Annotated in this window: 22 protein-coding genes; 3 read left to right on the forward strand and 19 right to left on the reverse strand. The window is 67.8% G+C overall.

Going from position 1 to position 23,754, the window contains the following annotated elements:
* Positions 1-4: 4 nt before the first annotated feature.
* From alr to ACX12F_RS22710, 3 genes are read right to left on the reverse strand one after another with little or no spacing between them, the layout of a single operon-like run.
* Positions 5-1,162, reverse strand: a complete 1,158-nt coding sequence (gene alr / locus ACX12F_RS22700; RefSeq protein ID WP_459366581.1) for an alanine racemase — start codon at positions 1,160-1,162, stop codon at positions 5-7.
* 44 nt (positions 1,163-1,206) lie between these two features.
* Entirely contained in the window at positions 1,207-2,586 is a 1,380-nt protein-coding gene (locus ACX12F_RS22705) for a glutamate decarboxylase (RefSeq protein WP_459366582.1), read from the reverse strand.
* 15 nt (positions 2,587-2,601) lie between these two features.
* Positions 2,602-4,014 (reverse strand): NAD(P)H-hydrate dehydratase, encoded by a 1,413-nt coding sequence (locus tag ACX12F_RS22710; RefSeq protein WP_459366583.1) that lies wholly within the window; start codon positions 4,012-4,014, stop codon positions 2,602-2,604.
* A gap of 147 nt (positions 4,015-4,161) precedes the next feature.
* On the opposite strand from ACX12F_RS22710, the gene ACX12F_RS22715 reads away from it, so the two are divergent.
* Entirely contained in the window at positions 4,162-4,524 is a 363-nt protein-coding gene (locus ACX12F_RS22715; protein ID WP_459366584.1) for a hypothetical protein, read from the forward strand.
* Positions 4,525-4,594: 70 nt separating this feature from the next.
* Here ACX12F_RS22715 and glmS read toward each other — a convergent pair whose 3' ends face one another.
* On the reverse strand, positions 4,595-6,463 hold the full coding sequence (glmS, locus tag ACX12F_RS22720; protein ID WP_459366585.1) for a glutamine--fructose-6-phosphate transaminase (isomerizing): 1,869 nt from the start codon (positions 6,461-6,463) through the stop codon (positions 4,595-4,597).
* An 85-nt stretch (positions 6,464-6,548) separates the two neighbouring features.
* Here glmS and ACX12F_RS22725 point away from each other — a divergent pair, with 85 nt between their 5' ends.
* Positions 6,549-7,400, forward strand: coding sequence for a dienelactone hydrolase family protein (locus ACX12F_RS22725; RefSeq protein WP_459366586.1), 852 nt, complete (start codon positions 6,549-6,551; stop codon positions 7,398-7,400).
* A 68-nt stretch (positions 7,401-7,468) separates the two neighbouring features.
* Here ACX12F_RS22725 and ACX12F_RS22730 read toward each other — a convergent pair whose 3' ends face one another.
* Positions 7,469-7,894 carry a hypothetical protein gene (locus ACX12F_RS22730; RefSeq protein WP_459366587.1) on the reverse strand — a complete coding sequence of 142 codons (426 nt, stop codon included), beginning with the start codon at positions 7,892-7,894 and terminating at the stop codon, positions 7,469-7,471.
* A gap of 30 nt (positions 7,895-7,924) precedes the next feature.
* Between ACX12F_RS22730 and pdxR the strand changes: the two genes are divergently transcribed.
* Positions 7,925-9,349, forward strand: a complete 1,425-nt coding sequence (pdxR, locus tag ACX12F_RS22735) for a MocR-like pyridoxine biosynthesis transcription factor PdxR (RefSeq protein WP_459366588.1) — start codon at positions 7,925-7,927, stop codon at positions 9,347-9,349.
* On the opposite strand, the gene ACX12F_RS22740 is transcribed toward pdxR, so the two are convergent.
* The 14 genes from ACX12F_RS22740 to ACX12F_RS22805 all read right to left on the reverse strand — a co-directional run bounded on the left by ACX12F_RS22740 (position 9,329) and on the right by ACX12F_RS22805 (position 23,510).
* Positions 9,329-10,726 (reverse strand): hypothetical protein, encoded by a 1,398-nt coding sequence (locus tag ACX12F_RS22740; RefSeq protein ID WP_459366589.1) that lies wholly within the window; start codon positions 10,724-10,726, stop codon positions 9,329-9,331. The genes pdxR and ACX12F_RS22740 overlap by 21 nt on opposite strands.
* A complete protein-coding gene (locus ACX12F_RS22745) occupies positions 10,726-11,028 on the reverse strand; it encodes an ESX-1 secretion-associated protein (RefSeq protein ID WP_459366590.1) in 303 nt (100 codons plus the stop codon). The genes ACX12F_RS22740 and ACX12F_RS22745 overlap by 1 nt, the downstream gene beginning before the upstream one ends.
* A gap of 128 nt (positions 11,029-11,156) precedes the next feature.
* Positions 11,157-11,939, reverse strand: a complete 783-nt coding sequence (locus tag ACX12F_RS22750) for an IclR family transcriptional regulator (protein WP_459366591.1) — start codon at positions 11,937-11,939, stop codon at positions 11,157-11,159.
* 88 nt (positions 11,940-12,027) lie between these two features.
* Positions 12,028-13,365, reverse strand: a complete 1,338-nt coding sequence (gene glmM, locus ACX12F_RS22755) for a phosphoglucosamine mutase (protein WP_459366592.1) — start codon at positions 13,363-13,365, stop codon at positions 12,028-12,030.
* An 88-nt stretch (positions 13,366-13,453) separates the two neighbouring features.
* Positions 13,454-13,930 carry a 30S ribosomal protein S9 gene (gene rpsI / locus ACX12F_RS22760; protein ID WP_459370464.1) on the reverse strand — a complete coding sequence of 159 codons (477 nt, stop codon included), beginning with the start codon at positions 13,928-13,930 and terminating at the stop codon, positions 13,454-13,456.
* A gap of 11 nt (positions 13,931-13,941) precedes the next feature.
* Positions 13,942-14,385 (reverse strand): 50S ribosomal protein L13, encoded by a 444-nt coding sequence (gene rplM / locus ACX12F_RS22765; protein ID WP_020101494.1) that lies wholly within the window; start codon positions 14,383-14,385, stop codon positions 13,942-13,944.
* A gap of 247 nt (positions 14,386-14,632) precedes the next feature.
* Entirely contained in the window at positions 14,633-15,859 is a 1,227-nt protein-coding gene (locus ACX12F_RS22770) for an HAD family hydrolase (RefSeq protein ID WP_459370465.1), read from the reverse strand.
* 69 nt (positions 15,860-15,928) lie between these two features.
* The gene (gene eutC, locus ACX12F_RS22775; RefSeq protein WP_459366593.1) at positions 15,929-16,705 is read right to left on the reverse strand and encodes an ethanolamine ammonia-lyase subunit EutC; all 777 of its coding nucleotides are present in this window, start codon (positions 16,703-16,705) and stop codon (positions 15,929-15,931) included.
* Positions 16,702-18,111, reverse strand: coding sequence for an ethanolamine ammonia-lyase subunit EutB (locus ACX12F_RS22780; RefSeq protein WP_459366594.1), 1,410 nt, complete (start codon positions 18,109-18,111; stop codon positions 16,702-16,704). Before ACX12F_RS22780 ends, eutC begins: the two co-directional genes overlap by 4 nt.
* The gene (gene eat / locus ACX12F_RS22785; RefSeq protein WP_459366595.1) at positions 18,108-19,553 is read right to left on the reverse strand and encodes an ethanolamine permease; all 1,446 of its coding nucleotides are present in this window, start codon (positions 19,551-19,553) and stop codon (positions 18,108-18,110) included. The genes ACX12F_RS22780 and eat overlap by 4 nt, the downstream gene beginning before the upstream one ends.
* A gap of 232 nt (positions 19,554-19,785) precedes the next feature.
* On the reverse strand, positions 19,786-21,309 hold the full coding sequence (gene adh, locus ACX12F_RS22790; RefSeq protein WP_459366596.1) for an aldehyde dehydrogenase: 1,524 nt from the start codon (positions 21,307-21,309) through the stop codon (positions 19,786-19,788).
* A gap of 112 nt (positions 21,310-21,421) precedes the next feature.
* Positions 21,422-22,714, reverse strand: a complete 1,293-nt coding sequence (locus ACX12F_RS22795; RefSeq protein ID WP_459366597.1) for a GAF domain-containing protein — start codon at positions 22,712-22,714, stop codon at positions 21,422-21,424.
* Between the two features lie 162 nt (positions 22,715-22,876).
* Positions 22,877-23,173 carry a WXG100 family type VII secretion target gene (locus ACX12F_RS22800; RefSeq protein WP_459366598.1) on the reverse strand — a complete coding sequence of 99 codons (297 nt, stop codon included), beginning with the start codon at positions 23,171-23,173 and terminating at the stop codon, positions 22,877-22,879.
* A gap of 13 nt (positions 23,174-23,186) precedes the next feature.
* Positions 23,187-23,510 (reverse strand): WXG100 family type VII secretion target, encoded by a 324-nt coding sequence (locus ACX12F_RS22805; protein WP_459366599.1) that lies wholly within the window; start codon positions 23,508-23,510, stop codon positions 23,187-23,189.
* Positions 23,511-23,754 lie beyond the last annotated feature (244 nt).

Consider the following 23,754-nt stretch of genomic DNA (forward strand, 5'->3'; position numbering starts at 1 on the left):
GACGTCAGCCTGTCGACTCACGATAAGTCCGGGCGATCCGGCCGCGTGGACTGGTGACGACCTCGTAGTTGATGGTGCCCAGCAGCTCGGCCCAATCCTGAGCTGTCGGCTCGCCAGCGGCACCCGAGCCGAACAGCACCGCCTCGTCCCCCACCGCCACGCCGGCACCGTCGGGCCCCAGGTCAATGACGAACTGGTCCATACAGATTCGCCCGACGTTGCGGTACCGGGCACCGTTGATGCTGACGTCGATGCGTCCGCTCAGGCCCCGGAACACTCCGTCGGCGTAACCGAGCGGGATCAGCCCGACGGTGGTGTCGCGATCGGCGATCCACATGTGCCCGTACGACACCCCGTCGCCGGCCTTGATCGAGCGCACCGCGGAGACAGGACATTTCAGCGTCATGACAGGCCGCAAGCCGAAATCGCCGAGCGCGGGAATGGGCGTCTGCCCATAGATCGCGATACCGGGACGCACCATGTCGAAGTGCAAATCGGGCCGGGTCAGGGTCGCGGGCGAGTTGGCCAGGTGCGCCACCTCGAAGCGCACCCCCGCGGCGAGCGCCTGTTCCCGGGCGGTGGTCAGCCGGGCGGCCTGGGTGTCGTTCATCGGGTGTTGCGGATCGTCACCGCACACGAGGTGGCTCATGATGCCGCGCGGGTGCACCGCCCCGTCGGCGGTAGCCCGGGCGAGGGCGGTGAGCAGTGCCGGGTACTCGTCGGGGGTGACGCCGTTACGACTGAGGCCGGTATCGACCTTGACGGTGACGGTGGCGGGCGCACCGCTGCGGCGCACCGCGTCGAGCACGTCGCCGAACTGCCGCACCGAGGACACCGCCACCTGCACGTCGGCGGCGAGGGCCGGGGCGAAGTCGGTGCCGGGCAGGTTCAGCCAGGACAGCACCGGCGCCGTGATGCCGGCCTGTCGCAGTGCCAGCGCTTCGCTGATGTTGGTGACACCCAACTCGGCGGCACCGGCCGCCAGCGCGGCCCGGGCGACCTGTGGTGCACCGTGTCCGTAGCCGTCGGCCTTGACCACCGCCATCACCGCGGCGCTGCCCGCGTGTTCCCGCAGAAGCCGCACGTTGTGTGTGACGGCACCCAGATCGACCAGCGCTTCCGCGGTCGGTCCGGGCATGGGGGAATCGGGGTGCTGGGTCATCTCGCCACAATTCTCCCAGACGCCCGCCGGAACGCCGTCTGACGTCAGTGTGAGAAGGGTTGCACGTCGTCGAACTGGCCTTTCGGCTTGAGCTCGTCCAGGTCCTTCAGCACCGTGATCAGGTCATCACGCAGGGCACGGGCCAGGTCAGCCGAGAAGCCTTCCCGGACCACGATCCGCAGCACCGCGATGTCCGTCGCGTCGTCGGGCATGGTGTAGGCCGGTACCTGCCAGCCGTACGCCCGCAAGGCGTGTGACACGTCGAACTCGGTGTACGGGCGCCTGCCCTTGAGCCGGCAGGCGATCACCGGGATGGCCGAGCCGTCGGTGATCACCTCGAAGTGCTCGCTCTTGCGCAGTTCGTCACCGATCCACCGGGCGGTGTCCGAGAGGCAGTGCATGATCTGCGTGTAGCCGGCCCGGCCCAGCCGTAGGAAGTTGTAGTACTGGCCGACCACCTGGTTGCCGGGTCGCGAGAAGTTCAGGGTGAATGTCGGCATGTCACCGCCCAGGTAGTTGACCCGGAAAACCAGGTCCTCGGGCAGGTGCTCCTTGCTGCGCCACACCACGAAACCAATGCCCGGGTAGGTCAGCCCGTACTTGTGACCGCTGACATTGATCGACACCACGCGCGGCAACCGGAAATCCCATTCCAAGTGGGGGTGCAGGAACGGGACGACGAAACCACCGCTGGCGGCGTCGACGTGCACGGGGATGTCCAGACCGCCGTCGGCGGCCAGCTTGTCCAGGGCGGCGCAGATCTCGGCGATCGGCTCCAGCTCGCCGGTGAAGGTGGTGCCGAGGATTCCCACGACGCCGATGGTGTCCTCGTCGACGCTGGCGAGCACCTGTTCCGGGGTGATGACGTAGCGCCCCTCGGCCATCGGCAGGTACCGGGGCTCGACGTCGAAGTAGCGGCAGAACTTCTCCCACACCACCTGGACGTTGGAGCCCATGACGAGATTGGGTGTCCGACCCTTCCAGTCCCCCGCCTTCTCGCGCCACCGCCATTTGAGCGCCAGTCCGGCCAGCATCACGGCCTCGCTGGAACCGATCGTCGAGACCCCGCACGCCGCCGACGCGTCATCGTCGCGCAGGTCCTCGGCGTGGAACAGGTCGGCCACCATGGACACGCAGCGGGCCTCGATGGCCGCGGTCGCCGGGTACTCGTCCTTGTCGATCATGTTCTTGTCGAACGTCTCGGCCATCAGCTTCTCGGCCTCGGGGTCCATCCAGGTGGTGACGAACGTCGCGAGGTTCAATCGGGAGCTGCCGTCGAGCATCAACTCGTCGTGGATGAAGCGATAGGCAGCCTGCGCGTCCATCGGGTCGTCAGGTAGTCGCAGCGACGGGACCGGCGCGGTGGACAAGCGACCGGTGTAGGCGGGGCTCATGGTAGACGCGTGAACATGCCTGTGCGACATGGGAATTCCCTTCCTCTAGAGCGATGCGATGGCGGCCCGGACATGGGCCAGGATGCGGTGCGCTGATGTCGGCGCGGGACGAGGGCCGGGATCGGCCGCGGCCAGGCCCGCGGCCCGGGCATGCACGAAGGCAGCCATCGCAGCGGCCTCACCGGGTGCGATGCCGGACGCCAACAGGGCGCCGACGATGCCGGACAGCACGTCTCCGGATCCCGCTGTGGCAGCCCAGGATTGGCCGGCCGGGTTGAGGAACGTTGGGCCTTCAGGGTCGGCGATGACGGTGATGTTGCCCTTCAGCAGCACGGTGGCACCAAGTCGTTCGGCCAGCCCACGGGCAGCGCCGACCCGGTCGGGACCCGGCGGATGTCCTGCGAGCCGGGCGAATTCACCGGCATGTGGCGTCAGTACGGTGGGCGCCGTCCGGTCGGCGACGAGGTCGAGATCGGCGGCCAACAAGGTGAGTGCGTCGGCATCGACGATCACGGGAAGATCGGTAGCCAGTGCGAAGCGCAGCGCCTCTTCGCCTGCGGTGTCGGTGCCCAACCCGGGGCCGACCACCCAGGCCTGAACCCGGCCGGCAGCCGCCGCGTCCGACGCCGCAATGACTTCCGGCCAGTGCGTCACCACTTCGGCGTGCGCGGTACCCGCGTAGCGGACCATGCCGGACGTGGCGGCAACGGCGGCACCGGTGCTCAGGATCGCCGCGCCCGGATACGTCGCCGACCCGGCGAGCACGCCCTTGACGCCCTGGGTGTACTTGTCGTCGGTCGCTCGCGGCACCGGCCAACGGACGCGCACGTCGCGTGCTTCGAATCCGAGGAACGTGGGCTCAGGAAGTTCGAGGCCGATGTCGATCAGTTGGACGCGGCCGCAGTCGGCCAGCCCGTGGACGGGTTTGAGCCCACCGAAGGTCACCGTCAGCGCGGCCTGCACGTGCGGGCCGTCGGCAGCGCCGGTCTGCACGTCGACACCGCTGGGGAGATCGACGGCGACGACGGGTGCGGTGTTGGCGCCGAAGACAGCGGCGGCACCCGGCCGCAGCGGTCCGGTGGCCCCGATGCCGACAACGCCGTCGATAACCAAATCTGTTGTCGACGGGATATTTCCGACGACGCGCCCACCGCTCTTCCGGAACGCGGCCAGCGCTTTCACGTGCGTGTGGTCCGGATTCAGCAGCACCGCTGTTGCGCCGACCCCGCGCCGGCGCAGGAAGGTGGCCGCCCACAATGCGTCGCCGCCGTTGTCGCCCGAGCCGACGACAGCACAGACCTGACGGCCCGCCACCCCACCGGTGCGGGACTTGAGTTCGGCCACGATCGCCGTCGCCAATCCATAGGCGGCCCGGCGCATCAGCACCCCGTCGGGCAGGGATGCCAACAGCGGCGCTTCGGCCGCGCGAATCTGCTCGGCGGTGTAGTAGTGCCGCATAGCTCCGAAGGTTACGCAAAACCTCCCGCCCGGGTTCAGCTTGTGCGTCAATTCGACTCGCCAGCCCCTGGCGAACGTGAGCTCACGTGCGAAGGATCGGCAGGAGTTCGCACACGGGCTCACGTTCGGCGCGGATACCATCCCGCCATGACCTACGGCTATGCGCCGCCACCAGCCAAGCCACCGCTGTCGAGCGGCGACCTCGCCGCGTCGATCAGCGCGCTGGTGCTCACCTACGTAGGCGGTGGCGTGGCCGCATTCTTCGCCGTGTTCGCGATGGCGTTCACCGACTACTGCCCGCCGGCCACCTGCCACATCGACACCGGGATCAACGCCATGGCCGCGGGCTTCATCGCAGCCCTGGTGGTCGCCCTGGCCGGCACGATCGTCACCGTCATCCGCCTCGTGAAGCGCCGCCCGGCATGGCCGTTCGCCGTCGGCACGCTGGGCCTGTGTGCGGTCCTGTGCGCGCTGGCGATCGGAGGCTACATCGCTGCCGTCGGCGGCTGAGGCTCAGACGAGCACCGCGCTGGGACCGTCGGTCATCCGCACCTGAGGCCCTCGTCGGGCGTGTGCCGAGCTATTCGACGGTGACGGACTTCGCCAGGTTGCGAGGCTTGTCCACGTCGTATCCCCGCTCGCGGGCCACCGACGCGGCGAACACCTGCAGCGGGATGGTCGACAGCAGGGGCTGGAACAGCGTCGAAGTGGCCGGGATCTCGAAGATGTAGTCGGCGTACGGCCGCACCGTCTCGTCGCCTTCCTCAGCGATGACGATGGTCACCGCACCGCGGGCCTGAATCTCGCGGATGTTGCTCAGCAGCTTGGCGTGCAACGTCGCGGCGCCCTTGGGCGACGGCATCACCACGATCACCGGCAGGTCGTCGTCGATCAGCGCGATGGGACCGTGCTTCAGCTCGCCGGCCGCGAAGCCCTCGGCGTGCATGTACGCCAACTCCTTGAGCTTGAGCGCGCCTTCGAGGGCCACCGGGTAGCCGACGTGCCGCCCCAAGAACAGCACCGTCGGCGACTTGGCGAACTGCCGGCCCAGATCCGCGATCGGGTCCAGCCGTTCGAGCACCTGCTCGACCAACGCCGGCATGGCCTCCAGTTCGCGGTACTCGCGGGCGACCTCGTCGGGGTACTTGGTGCCACGGGCCTGGGCCAGCGCCAAGCCGACCAGATAGTTCGCGACCAGCTGGGCGAGGAATGTCTTGGTGGCGGCGACGCCGATCTCCGGCCCGGCCCGGGTGTAGAGAACGGCATCGGCCTCGCGCGGAATCTGCGAGCCGTTGGTGTTACAGATCGCCAGCACCTTGGCCTTCTGGCCCTTGGCGTGCCGGACGGCCTCCAAGGTGTCGGCGGTCTCGCCGGACTGTGAGATGGCGATCACCAGAGTGCTGCGGTCCAGCACCGGGTCGCGGTACCGGAACTCGCTGGCCAACTCGACCTCGACCGGCAGCCGGGTCCAGTGCTCGATGGCGTACTTGGCGAGCAGGCCGGAGTGGTACGCGGTGCCGCACGCGACGATGAAGACCTTGTCGACGTCGCGCAGCTCCTGATCGGACAGCCGCTGCTCGTCGAGCACGATCTTGCCGTCGACGAAGTGACCGAGCAGGGTGTCGGAGACGGCCGTGGGCTGCTCGGCGATCTCCTTGTACATGAAGTAGTCGTAGCCACCCTTTTCGGCGGCCGACAGGTCCCAGTCGATATGAAAAGGACGGGCACGGTCGGAAGCGTCGTTGCCGTCGAAGTCCAGCACCTCGTAGCCGTCCGCGGTGATCACCACGGCCTGGTCCTGTCCGAGCTCGACGGCGTCTCGGGTGTGTTCGATGAACGCCGCGACGTCGGAGCCGATGAACATCTCGCCGTCGCCGACGCCGACCACCAGCGGAGTGGACCGGCGGGCCGCGATGATGGTGCCCGGCTCGTCGGCGTTGGTGAACACGAGGGTGAAGTGCCCCTCGAGCCGACGCAGGACGGCCAGCACCGATGCCACGAAGTCGCCGGCTGTGGGCCCCTGCCGGTAGGCCTGCGCCACCAGGTGGACGGCCACCTCGGAATCGGTGTCGCTCTGGAACTCGACACCGGCGGCTTCCAGTTCGGCGCGCAAACCGGCGAAGTTCTCGATGATGCCGTTGTGGACCACCGCGAGCTTGCCACTGGCATCGCTGTGCGGATGCGCATTGCGATCAGTGGGGCGTCCATGGGTCGCCCAGCGGGTGTGCCCCACGCCGGTGGTGCCTTCGAGCTCGGCGGCATCGGTCTCGGCCAGCGCCTCTTCCAGATTGGCGAGCCGACCCGCGCGCCGCCGGATGGTCAGACCCCCGTGGCCATCGGCCAGAGCGACGCCGGAGGAGTCGTAGCCGCGGTATTCCATCCGTCGCAGCGCGTCGACCACGATGTCACGGGCGGGGCGTTGCCCGACATAGCCGACGATTCCACACATGGTGATCCAGGGTAGTGCAGCCACCTGAGTCGCGGACTGCGCACGCGTGGCGCACAAACCACAGCCTCTGCGCTAACGTCATCGGGTGGCCAAGACGAAGAAGCTCTTCGGCGCCCTGACGCGCCGCGGCCCATACCGCGTTCTGCGTGGTGACCTGGGTTTTGCCGGCCTGCCGGGCACTGTCTACACCCCCGAGTCGGGGCTCAATCTGCCCGGCGTGGCGTTCGGTCACGACTGGCTGCAGGGTGTCGGACGTTACAACGGCACGCTCGAGCACCTGGCGTCCTGGGGCATCGTCGCGGCCGCACCCAACACCGAGATCGGCATTGCGCCGGCGGTGCTCAACCTGGCCTTCGACCTGGGCACGACCCTCGACATCATCACCGGGGTCCGGCTGGGCCCCGGCAAGATCAGCGTGCACCCGACGAAGTTGGGCCTGGTCGGGCACGGCTTCGGCGCGTCGGCCGCGGTCTTCACCGCCGCCGGGCTGGGGTCGTCGAGCGCCCCGCTGAAGGCAGTCGCCGCGGTGTTCCCGACCGCGAGCAAGCCCGATGCCGATCAGCCTGCTGCCGGCCTGCGCGTCCCCGGCCTGATCCTGAACGCGCCCGGCGCGGAGCTGACCATCCAGTCCAATGCCACTGCGCTGGCCGCCGCGTGGCGGACCGCCACCGTGCGAACCGTCGCCAAGGCCGAACCGGGCGGGCTGGCCGAGGGCTTCCGGTTGTCCAAGCTGGTCGGGATGCCGGGAGCGGATCGCCGCACTCAGAAGACGGTGCGCGCGCTGCTGACCGGATATCTGCTGTTCCAGCTGACCGGTGACAAGGCGTACAAGGACTTCGCCGACGCCGACGTGGTGCTGCCCAAGACCGTTGCCGCCGATCCCGACGCCGAGGTGCCGGCGCTGGAAGACAAGGTCGCCGCCCTGCTCAAGGGCTGATCGGGTTCGGTTTCACCGCCGATGCCGGGGGTAAACGAGTCCTTGACGGCGTCAAGCCATCGACGACATCACGAGCGCCGGCCGATCCACGCATACGCCCGCTGCAGGGTCTCTGCCGAGTCGAACCCGTCGGCCTCCCACGTCGTCGACCTGACGTCTCCCCGGTCACGGTAGCGGTCCATGATGGTCAGGTGCCGTGGCAGAACGATGAACTGCTGCAAGGCTTCTGCGCTCTCCCATACCGAGATTGAACCGCTGCGGCCTGCCACCGGCAGGCTCCACAGCCACAGTCCGATGGCACCGGGCATGGCGTACCAGCCTTCGCGCATCCGCATCCCCCGATAGGCGATGCCGGGCAAGGCCCGACGCAGCTGCGCAGCGAAATCGGTCACGCTGACCACCACTGGACGCCCTGTCGGATTGACGGGCCCGGGCATCCACCCGGTGATGACGGGCTGGCCCAGTGCAGTGGAAACATGATTCAAAGCGGTCATGACACCCACCCTGCGCCCTACGATTGGTATGTGTCATGGTCCAATTCCGAGGCTTTGGAGCAGACCAATCGCGACGGATTCCCCGCCGACCTCCTCGTGGCCCTCGACCGGTCCATTCGCACCGGACTAGCCGTTCAGCTGCAGCACCAACTGCGCGTCGCGATCCAGCAGGGCCGGCTGACCGCGGGCACGACCCTGCCGCCATCTCGAATTCTGGCTCAGCAGTTGGGTGTTTCGCGCAGTGTCGTCGTCACCGCGTATGAGCATCTGACCGCCGACGGCTACCTCGCCGGCCGACAAGGGTCGGGAACTCAAGTCCAGCATCTGGGTGCTTCGGAGCCGCCGGCGACCGCCGTCGAGGTGCCCGGCAATGCCGTCCGACTGATCGGCGGGCTCCCCGACCCCGCCCTCTTTCCTCGCGCCGAGTGGTTGCGCCACTACCGCGCGGCCGTCAACGACGTTCCGAACAACGCTCTGACGTATCCGGGACCGCGCGGTGCGCCGGCCTTACGCCAAGCCCTCGCGGACTATCTGGCGCGTGTCCGGGGAGTCGCCGCCCGGGCCGAAAGTATCCGGGTGACAACAGGTATCACGCAAGCGGTCACACTCGTGGCCAGGGCGCTGAAAGCCCGCGGCGGCCGGGCCATCGCGGTGGAGGACCCCTGCTTCGCCTTCCATCGCGACACCGTCACCAACGCCGGGCTGATCGCGGTCCCGGTGCCGGTTGATCACGACGGCATCAATGTCGACCACCTGGCCGGCCTCGATGTCGACGCCGTCCTGGTGGCGCCAGCGCACTCGTACCCGACCGGGGTGGTGCTCAGTCCGGACCGCCGTACAGCTCTGGTCGACTGGGCCCGGCGCCGGAACACCCTCATCATCGAAGACGACTACGACGCGGAGTTCCGCTACGACCGGCAGCCGATTGGCGCACTCCAGGGATTGGCGCCAGAGTTGATCGCCTACGCAGGCTGTGCCAGCAAGACACTGACGCCGGCTCTTCGGCTCGGCTGGATTGCCTTACCGCAGTCGATGATCGACGACGTCACCCGCGAGAAGCTGTACGACGACATGGGCAACACACTGCTCGAACAACTGGCCTTCGCCCGGTTCATGGCCAGTGGTGGGATGGCCCGCCATCTACGGCGCGTCCGCCCGATCTATCGACGACGACGCGATGCCCTCCTGGCAGCACTCGCGGTCTCATTTCCCGATGCCACACCAATGGGCGTCTCCGCGGGACTGCACCTGCACGTGCAGTTGCCCGCCCACTGCGACGAGGACGCCATCGTCGACGCCGCGTATCGCCGAGGCGTGCTCGTCGGCGGTGCACGCTGGTACTGGGCCGATCCGTCGACCGCGCCTCCGGCACTGGTGATCGGATATGGCTCGGTCTCCGAATCCGATATCGGACAGGCCATCGCGGTACTGGGTTCACTCGCCCACGTTCGGTAATTCATCGGCCGCGATCTCACACGGCGTCCTGGTGGTCGAATTCGCTTGCTCGGCAACGGGTTCCACCGGCGGCGTGACGGGAGCCGGATCGGATATCGGCGAGGGAGCCGCGGTGACCACAGGCGGGTCGGGTTCTCCGGCGGGTTGCTCGACGGGTTGCTCGCCCCCATCGTCTGAAGTCGGCTCGTCGGCAGCGTTGTTCGCGGTGTCGTCGGGCTTGTCGTCTGGTTCCGGCTCATCCTTGCCGGTCCCATCCTTGTCACCCACGTCGTCATTCGCGGCCTCATCGTCCAACCCGAGATCCTCGGCCAGGCTGCTCCTCAGGTCATCGACACCGCCGAGCCCTGTGGCGCCGGAACCGAGGCCTGCCATGGAACCCAGGACTCCCCCGATGGCGTCGACCAGCTGCTGTCCCAAACCTCCTACACCTGAACTTGATCCGACGTCGGCGGGCGGTATTGCCGCACCGGCGGGCGGTGTGGAGGCACCGGCGGGCGGTGTGGCCGCCGAAGTCCCCAATGCGGGTTCCGGAGCGACGAGCGGGGCCGCCGGCGGCTCGGAGAGCGGTTCACCCGACATCGCGGGCATCCGGCCCTGTGCCGCGGGCGCCGCCAACCAACCTGCCGCAGCGCCGAGAGCAGGCGGCGCGGCGGCCGGGTAATCGCGCGGGCCGGCAGCGACAGGTGGGCTGAACGAAGGACCTAGCAGCTGTCCGGGCAATCCGAAGGAAACGACGCCTGGCGTGGCTGCGGCGATGGCCGAATCATACGCTGCCACAGCGGTATCGGACGCGGTACGCAGAGCGGCGGCCAGGTCACCGCACACCACCCGCAGCACGAAAGGCTTGACCTGCTGATCGATGATCTCGCTGGCTGCCGCCGCGTCCCCCGCTCCTCCGAGGACCGCATGGGCGGCCGCGGTCCACTCGTCGCGATGCCCGGATGCCTGCGCGTCGGCCCGCAGCACCGCATCGACCTTGGTGTCGACCGCGCGCCACAGGTCGTCATGAAGGTTGGTCAATGCCTGGGCACTGCGCCGCAGATGCGCAACCACGTCCTCGGCGGCGACCGTCAGGGTGCGCATGAACTCTCCGGCGGCGTCCCCACCCGCACCGGACCACTGCGCCGTCAGCTCCCGATATCCGTTGCCCTGCACGCGCAATGCGTCCTGTGCGGCCGTCGCGGCGGCGTCTAGCGAACGCGCGTCAGCAGCCAACGCGGCCAGGTCCAGGCCGCTCTCGGCGCGATACAGGTCCTGCAACGACACAGACGACGGCAGACCCAGCACCTGGCACGCTGCCACATAGTCATCGAGGACCATCAGCGCCCGCTCCCCTTCGGCGAGCCGCGCGGCCACGTCGACCGCAGATGCCATCATCAGACCAACCGATTCGCGAGGTCGGCGTCAACATCCACGTAGCGAACTGACGAAACCCGCAGTGCTGCTGCAGCTTCTGCCGAAGCGGACGCCCACGCACGTAGCTGGTCGGCCGACTGGTCCAGTGCGGCGCGCAGCGCCGCCGCGCGTGCAACGTGGTCCCGCCCGCCGCAGAAACCGTCGAAATACCACCGCAGCAACGGGGCTACCGCCGCGCCGAGGGTATCGGCGACCGATTCGCAGCGCTGCGCGATGCCCCGCACAGCCGAGGGGTCCATCCGAGCGACGTCACGTTCTCCCATGCCTTGCTATGACGCACGGCAGGGCCGTTCGGTTCCACAGAAGCGAAAAACACCCGCAGCCACCCTCGTCGAAGTCCGCCGACGAATCGGCAGACTTCGCGGACGGGGCCGGCAGTACCCCTGGGCGGTCAGCCGTGGTAACCCATCCGACGGCTGACATCGTCGGCGGCTGAGACCACCACCGGCGCAATATCCCGCGTGCGTGCTGCGGTGAGTCGATACGCCGGGCCGGACACACCCAGCGCCGCGATCACCACTCCGCTATGGTCACGGATCGGAGCGGCCACGGCGTTGAGCCCATCCTCGAGTTCTTCCAGCGTCACCACGTAGCCGTCGCGGGGCACGTCCCGCAGTTGCGCTTCCAACTCGTCGACCGACGTGATGGTGTGCTCGGTGAAATTCGGCAGCCCGGCTGCCGTCACCAAGTCCCGACGGGCATCCGCGGACATGAAGGCCAGCAACACCTTGCCGCTCGACGTCGCATGCAAGGGCGTGAGTCCACCCACCCAGTTCTGCGTACCGATGGCGGACGGACCGCGCGCCTGGTCGACGTTCACCGCATACTCCGACCGCAGCACCGCGATGTTGACGGTTTCACCGACCTCGAGAGCCAGCCGCTCGCAGACCTCCCGACCCTGCCGTGTGACGTCGAGACGGCCCGACACCGCGTTGGCCAGTCGCAGGATGCCGAATCCGAGTCGGTACTTGCCGCGCTCGAAAGCCTGCTCGACGAGTTCGCGCTCCTCCAGCGCCGCAAGCAGGCGCGAGACCGTCGACTTGTGCACCCCGATGTCTGACGCCAGCTCGGTGACTCCGGCTTCGCTCCGGCGCGCGAGGAGCTCCAGGACATACAGCGCGCGGTCGACGGATTGCACGCCGACATTGCCAGAATCAACCCCGCTGTGGCTCACTACGCAACGATAACCACAATTCGACGCCGGCGGTCGCGTACTTCAGGCCGCCGACCATCGCGACCACATGCCGCGCACGGGGTAGGCGCTAGGGCTGGTCGCTGACGGACTCGGCCACCCGGAACGCCACCATCCTCGCGGTGTCCTCATCGGCGGCCTCCACCATGACCCGGACCACCTGCTCGGTTCCGGAGGGCCGCAACAGGATTCGGCCCGTGTCGCCGAGTTCGGCTTCGGCTTCGGCGACCGCGGTCTGCACCGCCGGAGCCTGCGCCACCGTAGTCTTGTCGGCCACCTCGACGTTGATCAGCACCTGCGGCAACGTCTTCATCGGCGCGCAGAGCTGAGCCAGGGGCTGCCCGGTTTGCGCCATGCGCGACATCAGCCGCAGACCGGTGACGATGCCGTCGCCGGTGGTGCCCAACTCGGGCATCACGATGTGGCCGGACTGCTCGCCGCCGAGCGAGAAACTTCCCGCGCGCAGTTCCTCAAGCACATACCGGTCCCCGACGCCGGTGGTGCGCACCTCGATGCCGGCCTCGCGCATGGCCAGGTGCAGTCCGAGGTTGCTCATCACGGTGGCCACCAGGGTGTTCGACACCAGCTCGCCGGCGTCACGCATCGCCAGCGCCAGCACGACCATGATCGCGTCACCGTCGACGAGTGCGCCCGACGCATCGACTGCCAGACAGCGGTCGGCGTCGCCGTCATGGGCCAGACCCAGGTCGGCGCCGTGCTCGACGACGGCCCGCTGCAGCTGATCCATGTGGGTGGAACCGCAGCCGTCGTTGATGTTGAGGCCCGTCGGCTCGGCGTTGATCGTGATGACGGTCGCGCCCGCGGCCCGGTACGCCTGCGGCGCAGCGACGGAGGCAGCGCCATGAGCGCCGTCGACCACGACCTTCAGCCCGGCCAGCGGCGCGACGGCGGCCTTGGCGGCGTGGGTCAGATAGCGCTCGAGCGCGTCGGGGGCGTCCAACACGCGACCGATACCGGCGCCCGTGGGACGGGTACCCGGACCGGCGGCGACCAGCTCGGCGATGCGGTCCTCGGTGTCGTCGTCGAGCTTGTGCCCGCCGGCGCCGAAAATCTTGATGCCGTTGTCCGGCATGGGATTGTGTGAGGCGGAGATCATCACGCCGAGCTGGGCGTCATAGGACGCGGTCAGATGGGCCACCGCGGGGGTTGGCAGCACACCGACCCGCAGCACGTCGACGCCCTCGCTGGTGATGCCGGCGATGACCGCGGCCTCCAGCATCTCGCCGCTGGCCCGGGGATCGCGTCCCACGACGGCGACACACCGCCCGGCTCCTGAGGTCGAGCACAGCCGGCGGGCGGCAGCTGAGCCCAGCGCCAGCGCCAACTCCGCGGTCAGATCACGATTTGCGACGCCACGGACGCCATCGGTGCCGAACAGCCGACTCATGGACCTTCTTTCTCCCAGCGATGCCCTCATGAAACGCCGAAGGCGGGCGTGTCCAGACTGCGACACGCCCGCCCACGAGCAGAAACGATCAGCGCTTGCTGTACTGAGGCGCCTTGCGGGCCTTCTTGAGGCCGTACTTCTTGCGCTCGATGGCACGCGGGTCACGGGTCAGGAACCCGGCCTTCTTGAGTGCCGGACGATCCTCGGGCTGAACCAGGATCAGCGCACGGGCGATGGCCAGACGCAGCGCGCCGGCCTGGCCCGAGGGGCCGCCACCGTCGAGGTGGGCGTAGATGTCCACCGTGTCGACGCGGTCGACGGTCACCAGCGGGGCCTTGATCAGCTGCTGGTGCACCTTGTTCGGGAAGTAGTCCTCGAGGCTGCGGCCGTCCAGGTTGAACTTGCCGGTGCCGGGCACCAGGCGAACGCGGACGACGGCTTCCTTGCGGCGGCCAACGGTCTGGATCGGGCGATCGATGTAGACGGGCTCACGGGGAGCCGACTCTTCGGTCGCCTCGAACTCAGGAGCCTCGGCAACTTCGGTCACTTCGGTCACTTCAGTCACGTCAACTTCAGTCACTGGGCCACCTGCTTGATCTCGTAAGGAATCGGCTGCTGCGCGGCGTGCGGATGATCCGGGCCGGCGTACACCTTCAGCTTCTTCTGCACCTGGCGGGACAGCTTGTTGTGCGGGAGCATGCCGACGATCGCGTTCTCAACGGTGCGGGTCGGGTGCTTCACCAGCTGTTCGCCGATGGAGCGCTTGCTCAGACCGCCCGGGAAACCCGAGTGACGGTAAGCAAACTTGTCGGTGAGCTTCTTGCCCGACAGGGCAATCTTCTCGGCGTTGATGATGATGACGAAGTCACCCTCATCGGAGTTGGGCGTGAACGTCGGCTTGTGCTTGCCGCGGAGCAGCTTGGCTGCTTCGACGGCCAGCCGGCCGAGCACCACGTCTTGGGCGTCGATGACGTACCACTGACGTGTGGTGTCACCCGCCTTCGGCGTGAATGTAGGCACAGCTATACCTCTTCTTCTCGGGTTGAGTCCCGGTGCTATCCGGGTGCCGGTCAAGTACGCGACCTGCGAATTCCCGGCGACCGACGGTGACCCGGGAGCATTGGCCTAGCGGCCTGCAGCGCACCAACGATGGAGCTTACCCGCGGGCGTCGCCGCAGGTCAAAACGCGGGTGACGGCCGCGGGAATGAGCTTGTGCGCCGATTTCCGCTGGTCCTCGGCACACCGGCTCATGCCAGGGCGCGGCCGTTAGTACACCCGGTCCTGCTGATCGGGCACGACGCTGCCGTCCGGCCGGTGCAGCGGAGCCTTGGCGCCGGTCGGCCCGATATAGCCCTTCGTCGCGCAGGCGTACGGCTCGCCCTGCTTCTTGGGGTCGATGAACATCGGGTTGACCAGCCAGTTTCCGCCGGCATTGTCGTAGGCGGTGCACATCAGCTCGGTCTTGTTCCGGTTGAGCACCAGCCGCAGCGCGGTGGCGTCGGTGAGGAATGTGACGTCGGTGTCGGAGTCCCCGGCGGCGAACGCGGCACGTTTGCGCTCCGGCAGCTGTTCGAACGCGGCGGGGCCGGTCACCCCGAACACCTCTTCGTTGACCCGGCAGCGTTTGCCCTCGATGTAGGTGATGGCGGGTTCGCCCCCGCACGGCACCAGGCGCGACGTCAGCACATCACCGTCGTGTTCGGTGCGCACACCCATCACATGGTCGGCCGGGATATCGAGTTCTTCAGCCCACACCCGGGCCACCGGCTCGGCCGACGCCGAGATGATCCGCACGTCGAATCCGTTGGCGTGCAAGGCTTCCACCAGGTCGCGCATCTGCGGGTAGTAGCGCACCCAGCCGGTCTGCATGCCGCTGCCGACCTTCTGCTCGGTGCCCTCAGCGGCGTCGAGGTTCTCCTTGCGGGCGCTCTGTGCGAACTCGATCACGTCGGATTCGCGCCATCCGGCCTGCATCTGCGCGGCCCACGCGTACGCCGGTTCCATACGGCGCGCGTTGAACCCGGCGAAGGCGGGCTGCCCGGCCTTCGTCTTGGCATCGGTGTAGACCGACAGGAGTTCGTCGGCACACCCGGCGTCGGTGTCGGTCGGCATCGGCTGGCCCGGCTTGGCCGCGGCGCAGGCACCGCTGAGGGCCGCGACGGCCTGTGGCGTCAGATAAGGGCTGGTGGTGGCCCAGTCACCGGCTGAGCCTCCTAAGGGGGCCCGCAACTTGCCATTGCGCACCATCCAGAAGAACGTGGCGTCGCCGATGTCGTTCTTGACGATGGTGTTGTCCCAGTCGAACAGCGCCAGCGGCGCACCCGCGCTCACCGAACCGGCCGCGCCGCACGTGCCCAGTTTGCCGAGCATGGCGTCGATCCGGTCCCGGTTGTCGCCGTACCAGGCCGAACTCTCGGCCAGCGTCCGGCAGGACGCCTTGGTGGTCGGCGACTGCGCTGCCGGGGTGGTGTCGTGGCTGCTGCAGCCGGACATGGCGAGGAGGCCGGCCAGCGCGGTAGCGAAGGCCAGTCGGGTGATGCGGGGCACTGTTCTCCTGTGCGGTCAGGTGAGCTCGGCGGCGCCGGGCGCTTCCAGGGAGGTGTCGCGAGAGGTGTCCTTCAGGTCGACACCGGACCGGCCCAACGCGCGGGCACCGGACACCAGACCCGCCGCGACCTTGGCCGCCTCGACGTAACCGAGGCCCTCAGGCGGGTGGATGTTGGAGATGCAGTTGCGGTCGGCATCGGTGCGTCCCGGCATGGGCAGGTGCGTCAGATAGATACCGAGGCTGTCGGCGACCGACAGGCCCGGCCGCTCCCCGATGATGACGAGCAGCGTCCGCACCTTGGCGGCCGCGCCGATGTGGTCGCCGAGGGCGACGCGCGCCTGGGTGGCGATCACCGGCGGCGCCAGCGTGTAGTCGTCACGCAACGCGACCACCAGTTCGGCGAGCAGCGCCGGGCCGTGTTTGGCCAGTGCGTAGGGCGAGAGCCCGTCGGCCAGGACGAAGCCGATGTCGGCCGGGGTTTCGGGAACGTCCATGGGCGCGGCCGGCAGCCGGCCCAAGTCGGGACGGCGCAGGTACTCGCTGCGGGACTCGGCCTGGCTGCGGACCACGGCCGGTTCACCGATGCCGACCTGGCGCACCCGGGCGACCATGTCGTCGACGTCGAGTGGCTCGTGCACGGCGTCGCGGGCGGCGGCGTGGGCCGCGGACAGTTCGAGCACCTCCCGGGTGGGCAGCGCATTACCGGCGCGGCCCAGCCCGATGCGGGCCTGGGTGGTCTTGCGGAGCTCGTCCCAAAACTCTTGTATTGCAAGATCTTCGGTCATCGTCATCCCGCCGCGGTGAGCGCCCGCAGCGCCGAGCGCTGCAGATCGAACTTGGTGAGCTTGCCGGCGTCGTCGGTCATCCCGACCTTCTTGAGCCAGGCGTCGAACTCCGGAGCCGGCTTCAAACCGAGGGTGCGACGGACCGCCACGACGTCGTGGAAGGACAGGCTCTGGTAGCCGAGCATGACGTCGTCGGCCCCCGGCACCGTGATGACGAATGCGCAGCCCGCCGCGGCCAGCAGCGTGAGCAGGGTGTCCATGTCGTTCTGGTCGGCTTCGGCGTGGTTGGTGTAACAGACGTCGACGCCCATGGGCAGGCCGAGCAGCTTGCCGCAGAAGTGGTCTTCGAGGCCGGCGCGGATGATCTGCCGGCCGTCGTAGAGGTACTCCGGGCCGATGAAGCCCACGACGGTGTTGACCAACAGCGGGTCCAGGGCGCGGGCGACGCCGTAGGCGCGGGCTTCCAGGGTCTGCTGATCGACGGGCCGTTCGCCGGTGCCGAGGTGGGCACCTGAACTGAGCGCCGAGCCCTGCCCGGTCTCCAGATACATGACGTTGTTGCCGACCGTGCCGCGGTTCAGGGACCGGCCGGCCTCATTGCCTTCGCGCAGCAGCGCCATGTCGACCCCGAAGGCCTTGTTCGCGCCTTCGGTGCCGGCTACCGATTGGAACACCAGGTCGACCGGAGCGCCGGCCTCGATGAGGCCGATGGTCGTGGTGATGTGGGACAGCACGCAGGACTGCGCCGGGATGTCATAGCGGCTGCGGATGTTGTCCAGCAGGTGCAACAGATCGGCGGTGGCCTGCGGTGAATCGGTGGCGGGGTTGATGCCGATGACTGCGTCGCCGCAACCCATCAGGAGTCCGTCGAGCACGGCGGCGGCGATGCCGCGCGGATCGTCGGTCGGGTGGTTGGGCTGCAGCCGGGTGGCCAGGGTGCCCGGCAGCCCGATGGTGCTGCGGAAGGCCGCGTGCACCTGGGTCGCCGCGGTGACCGCGATCAGGTCCTGGTTCCGCATGATCTTCGAGACCGCTGCCGCCATCTCCGGCGTGATGCCGGGTGCGACGGCGGCGATCCGGGTGGCGGCGTCGTCGCCGGCCACCGCGTCCAGCAGCCAGTCCCGGAAGGCTCCCACGGTGAGATGGGAGATCTCCGAAAACGCTTGTTGGTCATGGGAATCCATGATCAGGCGGGTGACCTCGTCGGTCTCGTACGGCACCACCGCGTCATTGAGGAAGGTATCCAGCGGAAGCTCGGCCAGCGCCCATGCCGCGGCGGCCCGCTCGGCATCGTTGTGGGCCGCGCACCCGGCGAGTTCGTCACCGGAGCGCAGCGGCGTGGCCTTGGCCATCAAGTCCACAAGCCCGTCGAAGGTGTAATTCACCCCCGAAACCCGCTGGTGGTACTTCATTTCAGCTCATCCTCGGCTTCTGCGAGCATCGCGAACTCTTCATCAGGAGAGTTTGCCACCAAACGGTGCCGGCTGTAGACCGCGAAGTAGAGCATGAAGGCGCAGAACACCACGAGGCACAGGCCCGCCGCGACCGGGTTCACCAGGAAGGTGGCGATGACCGCGACGACGGCGACGACGAGGGCGAACGATGTGGTCGCGATACCGCCCGGGGTGCGGTAGGGCCGCGGCATGTTCGGCTCGCGACGGCGCAGGACGATGTGGCTGACCATCATCAGGACGTAGCTCACCGCGGCACCGAAGACGGCCATGTTCAGCAGCAGGTCGCCCTTGCCGGTCAGCGACAACAGGAAGCCGATGACGCCGGGGACGATGAGCGCCAGCGTCGGCGCCTTGCGGGAGCTGGTCACCGAGAGCTGCGTCGGCAGGTAGCCCGCCCGGGACAAGGCGAACAGCTGGCGCGAGTAGGCGTAGATGATCGAGAAGAAGCTTGCGATGAGGCCGGCCAGACCGATGTAGTTGACCAGCTTGGCGCCGAAACCGGAACCGAGAGCCTCGACGAGCGGGTTGCCCGAGCCTGACATCTGTTGCGCCCCACCGACACCCGTGGTGAGGAACAGTACGACGGCGCAGGTGACCAGCAGGACCGTCATCGCCGCGATGATGCCGCGCGGAACGTTCTTCTCCGGGTTGGCGGTTTCCTCGGCGGCCAGCGGCACGCCTTCGATGGCGAGGAAGAACCAGATGGCGAACGGGATGGCGGCCCAGATGCCGAGGTAGCCGTGCGGCAGAATTGCGGACGACCCCGCCGCGCTGTTGTCGACGGCGATGGTGGTCAGGTTGGCGACGTCGAACTGCCCGATGGCACAGATCGCGAAGATCACCAGGCCCAGCAGCGCGATGGCGGTGATCACGAACATCACCTTGAGCGCCTCACCGACACCGGACAGGTGGATACCGATGAAGAACGCGTACGCGGCGAGATACACCCACCAGCCGTTGTGAATCCCGAAGAGTCCCAACGATTCCACGTAGGCGCCGATGAAAGTCGCGATAGCGGCCGGCGCGATCGAGTACTCGATCAGGATCGCGGTGCCGGTGGCGAACCCGCCCCAGGGGCCCAGCGCCCGGCGGGCGAAGGTGTAACCGCCGCCGGCGGCGGGCAGCGCCGAGGACAGCTCGGCCATGCCCAGCACCAGGGCCAGGTACATGCCGGCGATGATCACGGCAGCGATGGCGAGCCCGCCGAAACCGCCTTGTGCCAGACCGAAATTCCAGCCGGAGTAGTCCCCGGACACGACGTAGCTGACACCGAGGCCGGCGAGCAGCAGCCAGCCGGCCGTGCCCTTCTTCAGCTGACGCTTCGCCAGGTATTCGTTGCTCTCGACGTGCTCTTCGACGCCGTGAGCGGAATGCTCACTGGGCGGGTTGGTGATGGACACTGCGGACTCCTGAAAATGGGATGGCTGTTGCTGCGGGCGAGCGCAGCGACGGGGAGTTGAGAACAGCGGCCTGCTCCAACAGTCGTCTGGTGCCGGCCTTGATCATTTGCCGCCGAACGCTTTTGGACAGCGTCGACCGAGGAATGGAAGCGAGCGCCCGCGTATTCGGGGGTTACGCGGGCGCTCGCGGTTCGTGGGAGCTACGCGCTTCGTTTCCTCGCGCGAGCGTTCATCAGAAGAAGCCCTGGGCCTTCGTCGAGTACGAGACGAGCAGGTTCTTCGTCTGCTGGTAGTGGTCCAGCATCATCTTGTGGTTCTCCCGGCCGATGCCGGACTGCTTGTAGCCGCCGAACGCGGCGTGCGCGGGGTACATGTGGTAGCAGTTGGTCCACACGCGGCCGGCCTTGATGTCCCGGCCCGCCCGATAGGCAACGTTGCCGTTGCGCGACCAGACGCCGGCACCCAGGCCGTACAGGGTGTTGTTGGCGATGGAGATGGCGTCGTCGTAGTCCTTGAACGAGGTCACCGACAGCACCGGCCCGAAGATCTCCTCCTGGAAGATCCGCATGCCGTTGTTGCCGGAGAAGATGGTCGGCGTGACGTAGTAGCCGCCGTTGAGGTCACCACCCAGCTCGGCGCGCTCGCCACCGGTGATCAGCTGTGCGCCTTCGGATTTGCCGATCTCGATGTAGGACAGGATTTTCTCCAGCTGGTCGTTGGAGGCCTGCGCGCCGATCATGGTCTCGGTGTCCAGCGGGTCGCCCTGGCGGACGGCCTTGGTGCGGATGGCGGCCAGCGCCAGGAACTCGTCGAAGATGTCGGCCTGGATCAGGCTGCGCGACGGGCAGGTGCAGACCTCGCCCTGGTTCAGCGCGAACATCGTGAAGCCTTCCAGCGCCTTGTCCTGGAAGTCGTCCTCGGCGGCCATGATGTCGCTGAAGAAGATGTTGGGGCTCTTGCCGCCCAGCTCCAGGGTGACCGGGATGAGGTTCTGGCTGGCGTACTGCATGATCAGCCGGCCCGTGGTGGTCTCACCGGTGAAGGCGATCTTGGCGATGCGGTTGCTCGACGCCAGCGGCTTGCCGGCCTCGACACCGAAGCCGTTGACCACGTTGACAACACCCGGCGGCAGCAGGTCGCCGATGATCGAGAACAGGAACATGATGGACGCCGGGGTCTGCTCGGCGGGCTTGAGCACGATGGCGTTGCCGGCGGCCAGCGCGGGGGCCAGCTTCCAGACGGCCATCAGGATCGGGAAGTTCCACGGGATGATCTGGCCGACGACGCCGAGCGGCTCGTGGAAGTGGTAGGCAACGGTGTCGTCGTCGATCTCGGAGATCGAGCCTTCCTGGGCCCGCAGCACGCCCGCGAAGTAGCGGAAGTGGTCGATGGCCAGCGGGATGTCGGCGTTCAGGGTCTCGCGGACCGGCTTGCCGTTGTCCCAGGACTCGGCGACCGCGATGGCCTCGAGGTTCTGCTCCATGCGGTCGGCGATCAGGTTGAGCACCCGGGCTCGGGCGGCCGGGGCGGTCTTGCCCCAGGCGGGGGCGGCGGCGTGCGCGGCGTCCAGCGCCTTCTCGATGTCGGATTCGTCCGAGCGGGCAATCTCGATGAACACCTCACCCGTCACCGGGGTACGGTTCTCGAAGTAGCGTCCGGCAGCCGGTGCCACCCATTCGCCGCCGATGAAGTTGTCGTAGCGGGCCGGGTAGGTCATCACCGAACCGTCGGCACCGGGACGCGCGTAAACAGTCATGGGTTCACTCCTCGCAGTGGGTCAAACACAAGTGTGCTGCTGGTCACTCACGGTACGCAGAAGTGGGTTGCAACACAGTTGCATCGTTGGATGCGGTGAAGCCCGGACCGGATCAGCCGAGGTCGGCGTCGAGTCCCGCCAGGTGTCCGACGGCTTGTGCCCGCACCACGGCGTCGGCCGAGGGGTGGTTGCGCAGCAACTGCCAGCCGTGCCGGTCGTCGCGACCGTCGGGCAGCGCCAGCCACCGGCGCAGGAGGCCGACCTGTCCCGCCGCGGACGCGGACAGCACTGCCGTGCGCAGACTCTCCCCCAGTTCGGTACGCAACCGGGCGATGGCCGGCGATACCGACTGCGGCAGCAGCGCGCCCGAGTAATGGGACAGTGCGGTGTCGACGTCGCCGCGGTGCAGCGCGGCGAAGACGGCGGCGACGTCGCTCTCTACCGGGGTGAGCAGCCGGTACGGGCGCGACGCCACGTACTGCGCACCGATGACACGGCGCAGCCGGGACATCTCGACGCGGATGGTCACCGCGTCAAGGTCGTTGTCGTCCAACAACATTGCGAGATGGTCGGCGCTCAGGCCCTCGGGATGACGGCTCAGAAGGACCAGGATGTCGGCATGCCGCCCGCTGAGCGAGTGCTGGTGGGGTTGCCCGTCGTCGCCGGTGGCCACCCAGCGCGGACGGTCGCCGCCCAGCACCGTCAGACGTGGTGCCGCCGCCGCAGCAGCGGCAGGTTGCAGCAGCCGTTGCAGAGCCAGATGATTCTCGATGGCCATCACCGTGGCGCGCACCAGACTCAAGGTCTGCGCGGAGGCGATCTGGCTGCCGCCGGTCAGGTCGACGCAGCCGATGAGTTCGCCTGTCAACGGGTCGTGCACCGGCACCGCCGTGCAGGTCCACGGCTGCACCAGGCGGGCGAAATGCTCCGAGCCGTGGATCTGCAGTTCGCGGTCCAGGGCCAGCGCGGTGCCCGGGGCGTTGGTGCCGGCGCTGCGCTCGCTCCAGTTCGCGCCCGGCACGAAGTTCATGGCCTCGCCTTTGCTCAGAGCGGCCTTGTCGCCTTCCACCCAGAGCAAGGTGCCGTCGGCCGCGGCCACCGCCACCATGACGCCGCTGTCCTTGGCATCTTCGACCAGCAGCTTGCGGATCACCGGCAACGCGGCCGCGATGGGTTGTTCGGCGCGAAGCTGGTCCAGGGTCTTCGGTACGACGGGCCCGAACTGCGCGCCACCGAGGTCCGGGTCCACCCCGGTGGCCAGGCTGCGGCGCCAGCTGTCGGCGATGATGGGCCGGACCGCCGATGGATCCAGGTGCTGCACGTCGATTTCACCGGTGACGAACCGCTCGTGTACCGCGCGCAGCGTCGAGCCGGCCGGCGACCCCTCGGTGCGGCTGGTTCCCACGACACTCACACTCCTCGCAGGTCGGATACGCACCCGCGTGCCGCCAGGGTAGTCGACCTGGGTGTTCCAGGACACAAGTTGGGTCCTTGACCGCAACGACGACTGTGTGGTCCTGCCCCCGGCTCTCCTCCAAGGGCAGGACCACACAGGGCTTTCGGTGGGTCAGAAAACCCAGTCGCCGGCGGCGCGACGGTCGGTCGCCGCGACGTCGTCTGCACCATCGCGAACCGCGTTGCCGAGGCTGTGCAGGATCTCGTTGAGGGCGGCCGCCGACTGGTTCCAGCGGGCCTGCTCGGCCTGGAACGCCTCGGCCGCCTCGCGGGTCCAGGACTGCTGCAGTGGCGCGACCAGCTGCCGAAGTTCTTCCAGTGACGTGTTCATCCGCGCCGACGTGGCATGGATTTGTTGGCGGACGGTGAATTCGATTTCGCCGAAGTGGTAGGACAGCGCCGATTGCATATGCCTGGTCCCGTCAGATCGTGTGGCCGGTGGCGCCGATGCGCTGGGCGTGGGTATCGGCAGCCTGGCTCAGTACTGCGGCATTGGACCGGATGGTCTCGGCGATGCGCTGGAGCGAGGCATGCAGTTTCATCGACTCGCCATTCCACCGGTTGACCACGTCCTGGAATCGGGTCGCCGCGACGCCACCCCACACCGTCGGCGGGATGGCCGTCATCTGACCGATGAAGTTGCCGAGCATGGCCCGGATCTCCTCGTTGCGGACATCGACTTTTCCAGCGATGCCCGTCATCAGGTCGAAATCCGTAGTGAGAGTGCCACTTTCCGGAGCTGTCATGATTTCCTCTCCATTGGGTTTGATTGTTTAGACGTTTCCCGAAGCCGTTCGGTTCCATTGCGGGCCAGATTTTTCTCCCGTCGGCGTGTCGTCTCCCGCTGCGGCACTTGCGATCTGAGACCGTCATCATCGGTTGACAATGTCCGCTTTTGCGACAGCTCGGGGTCCAAGGTGCCGTCGTGACCAACAGCTTCCGTGTTGCCACAGAACTGGCATTCCAAAAAGACGAGTGGTATCTGCGTGT

Source organism: Mycolicibacterium sp. HS_4_1, assembly GCF_054515875.1.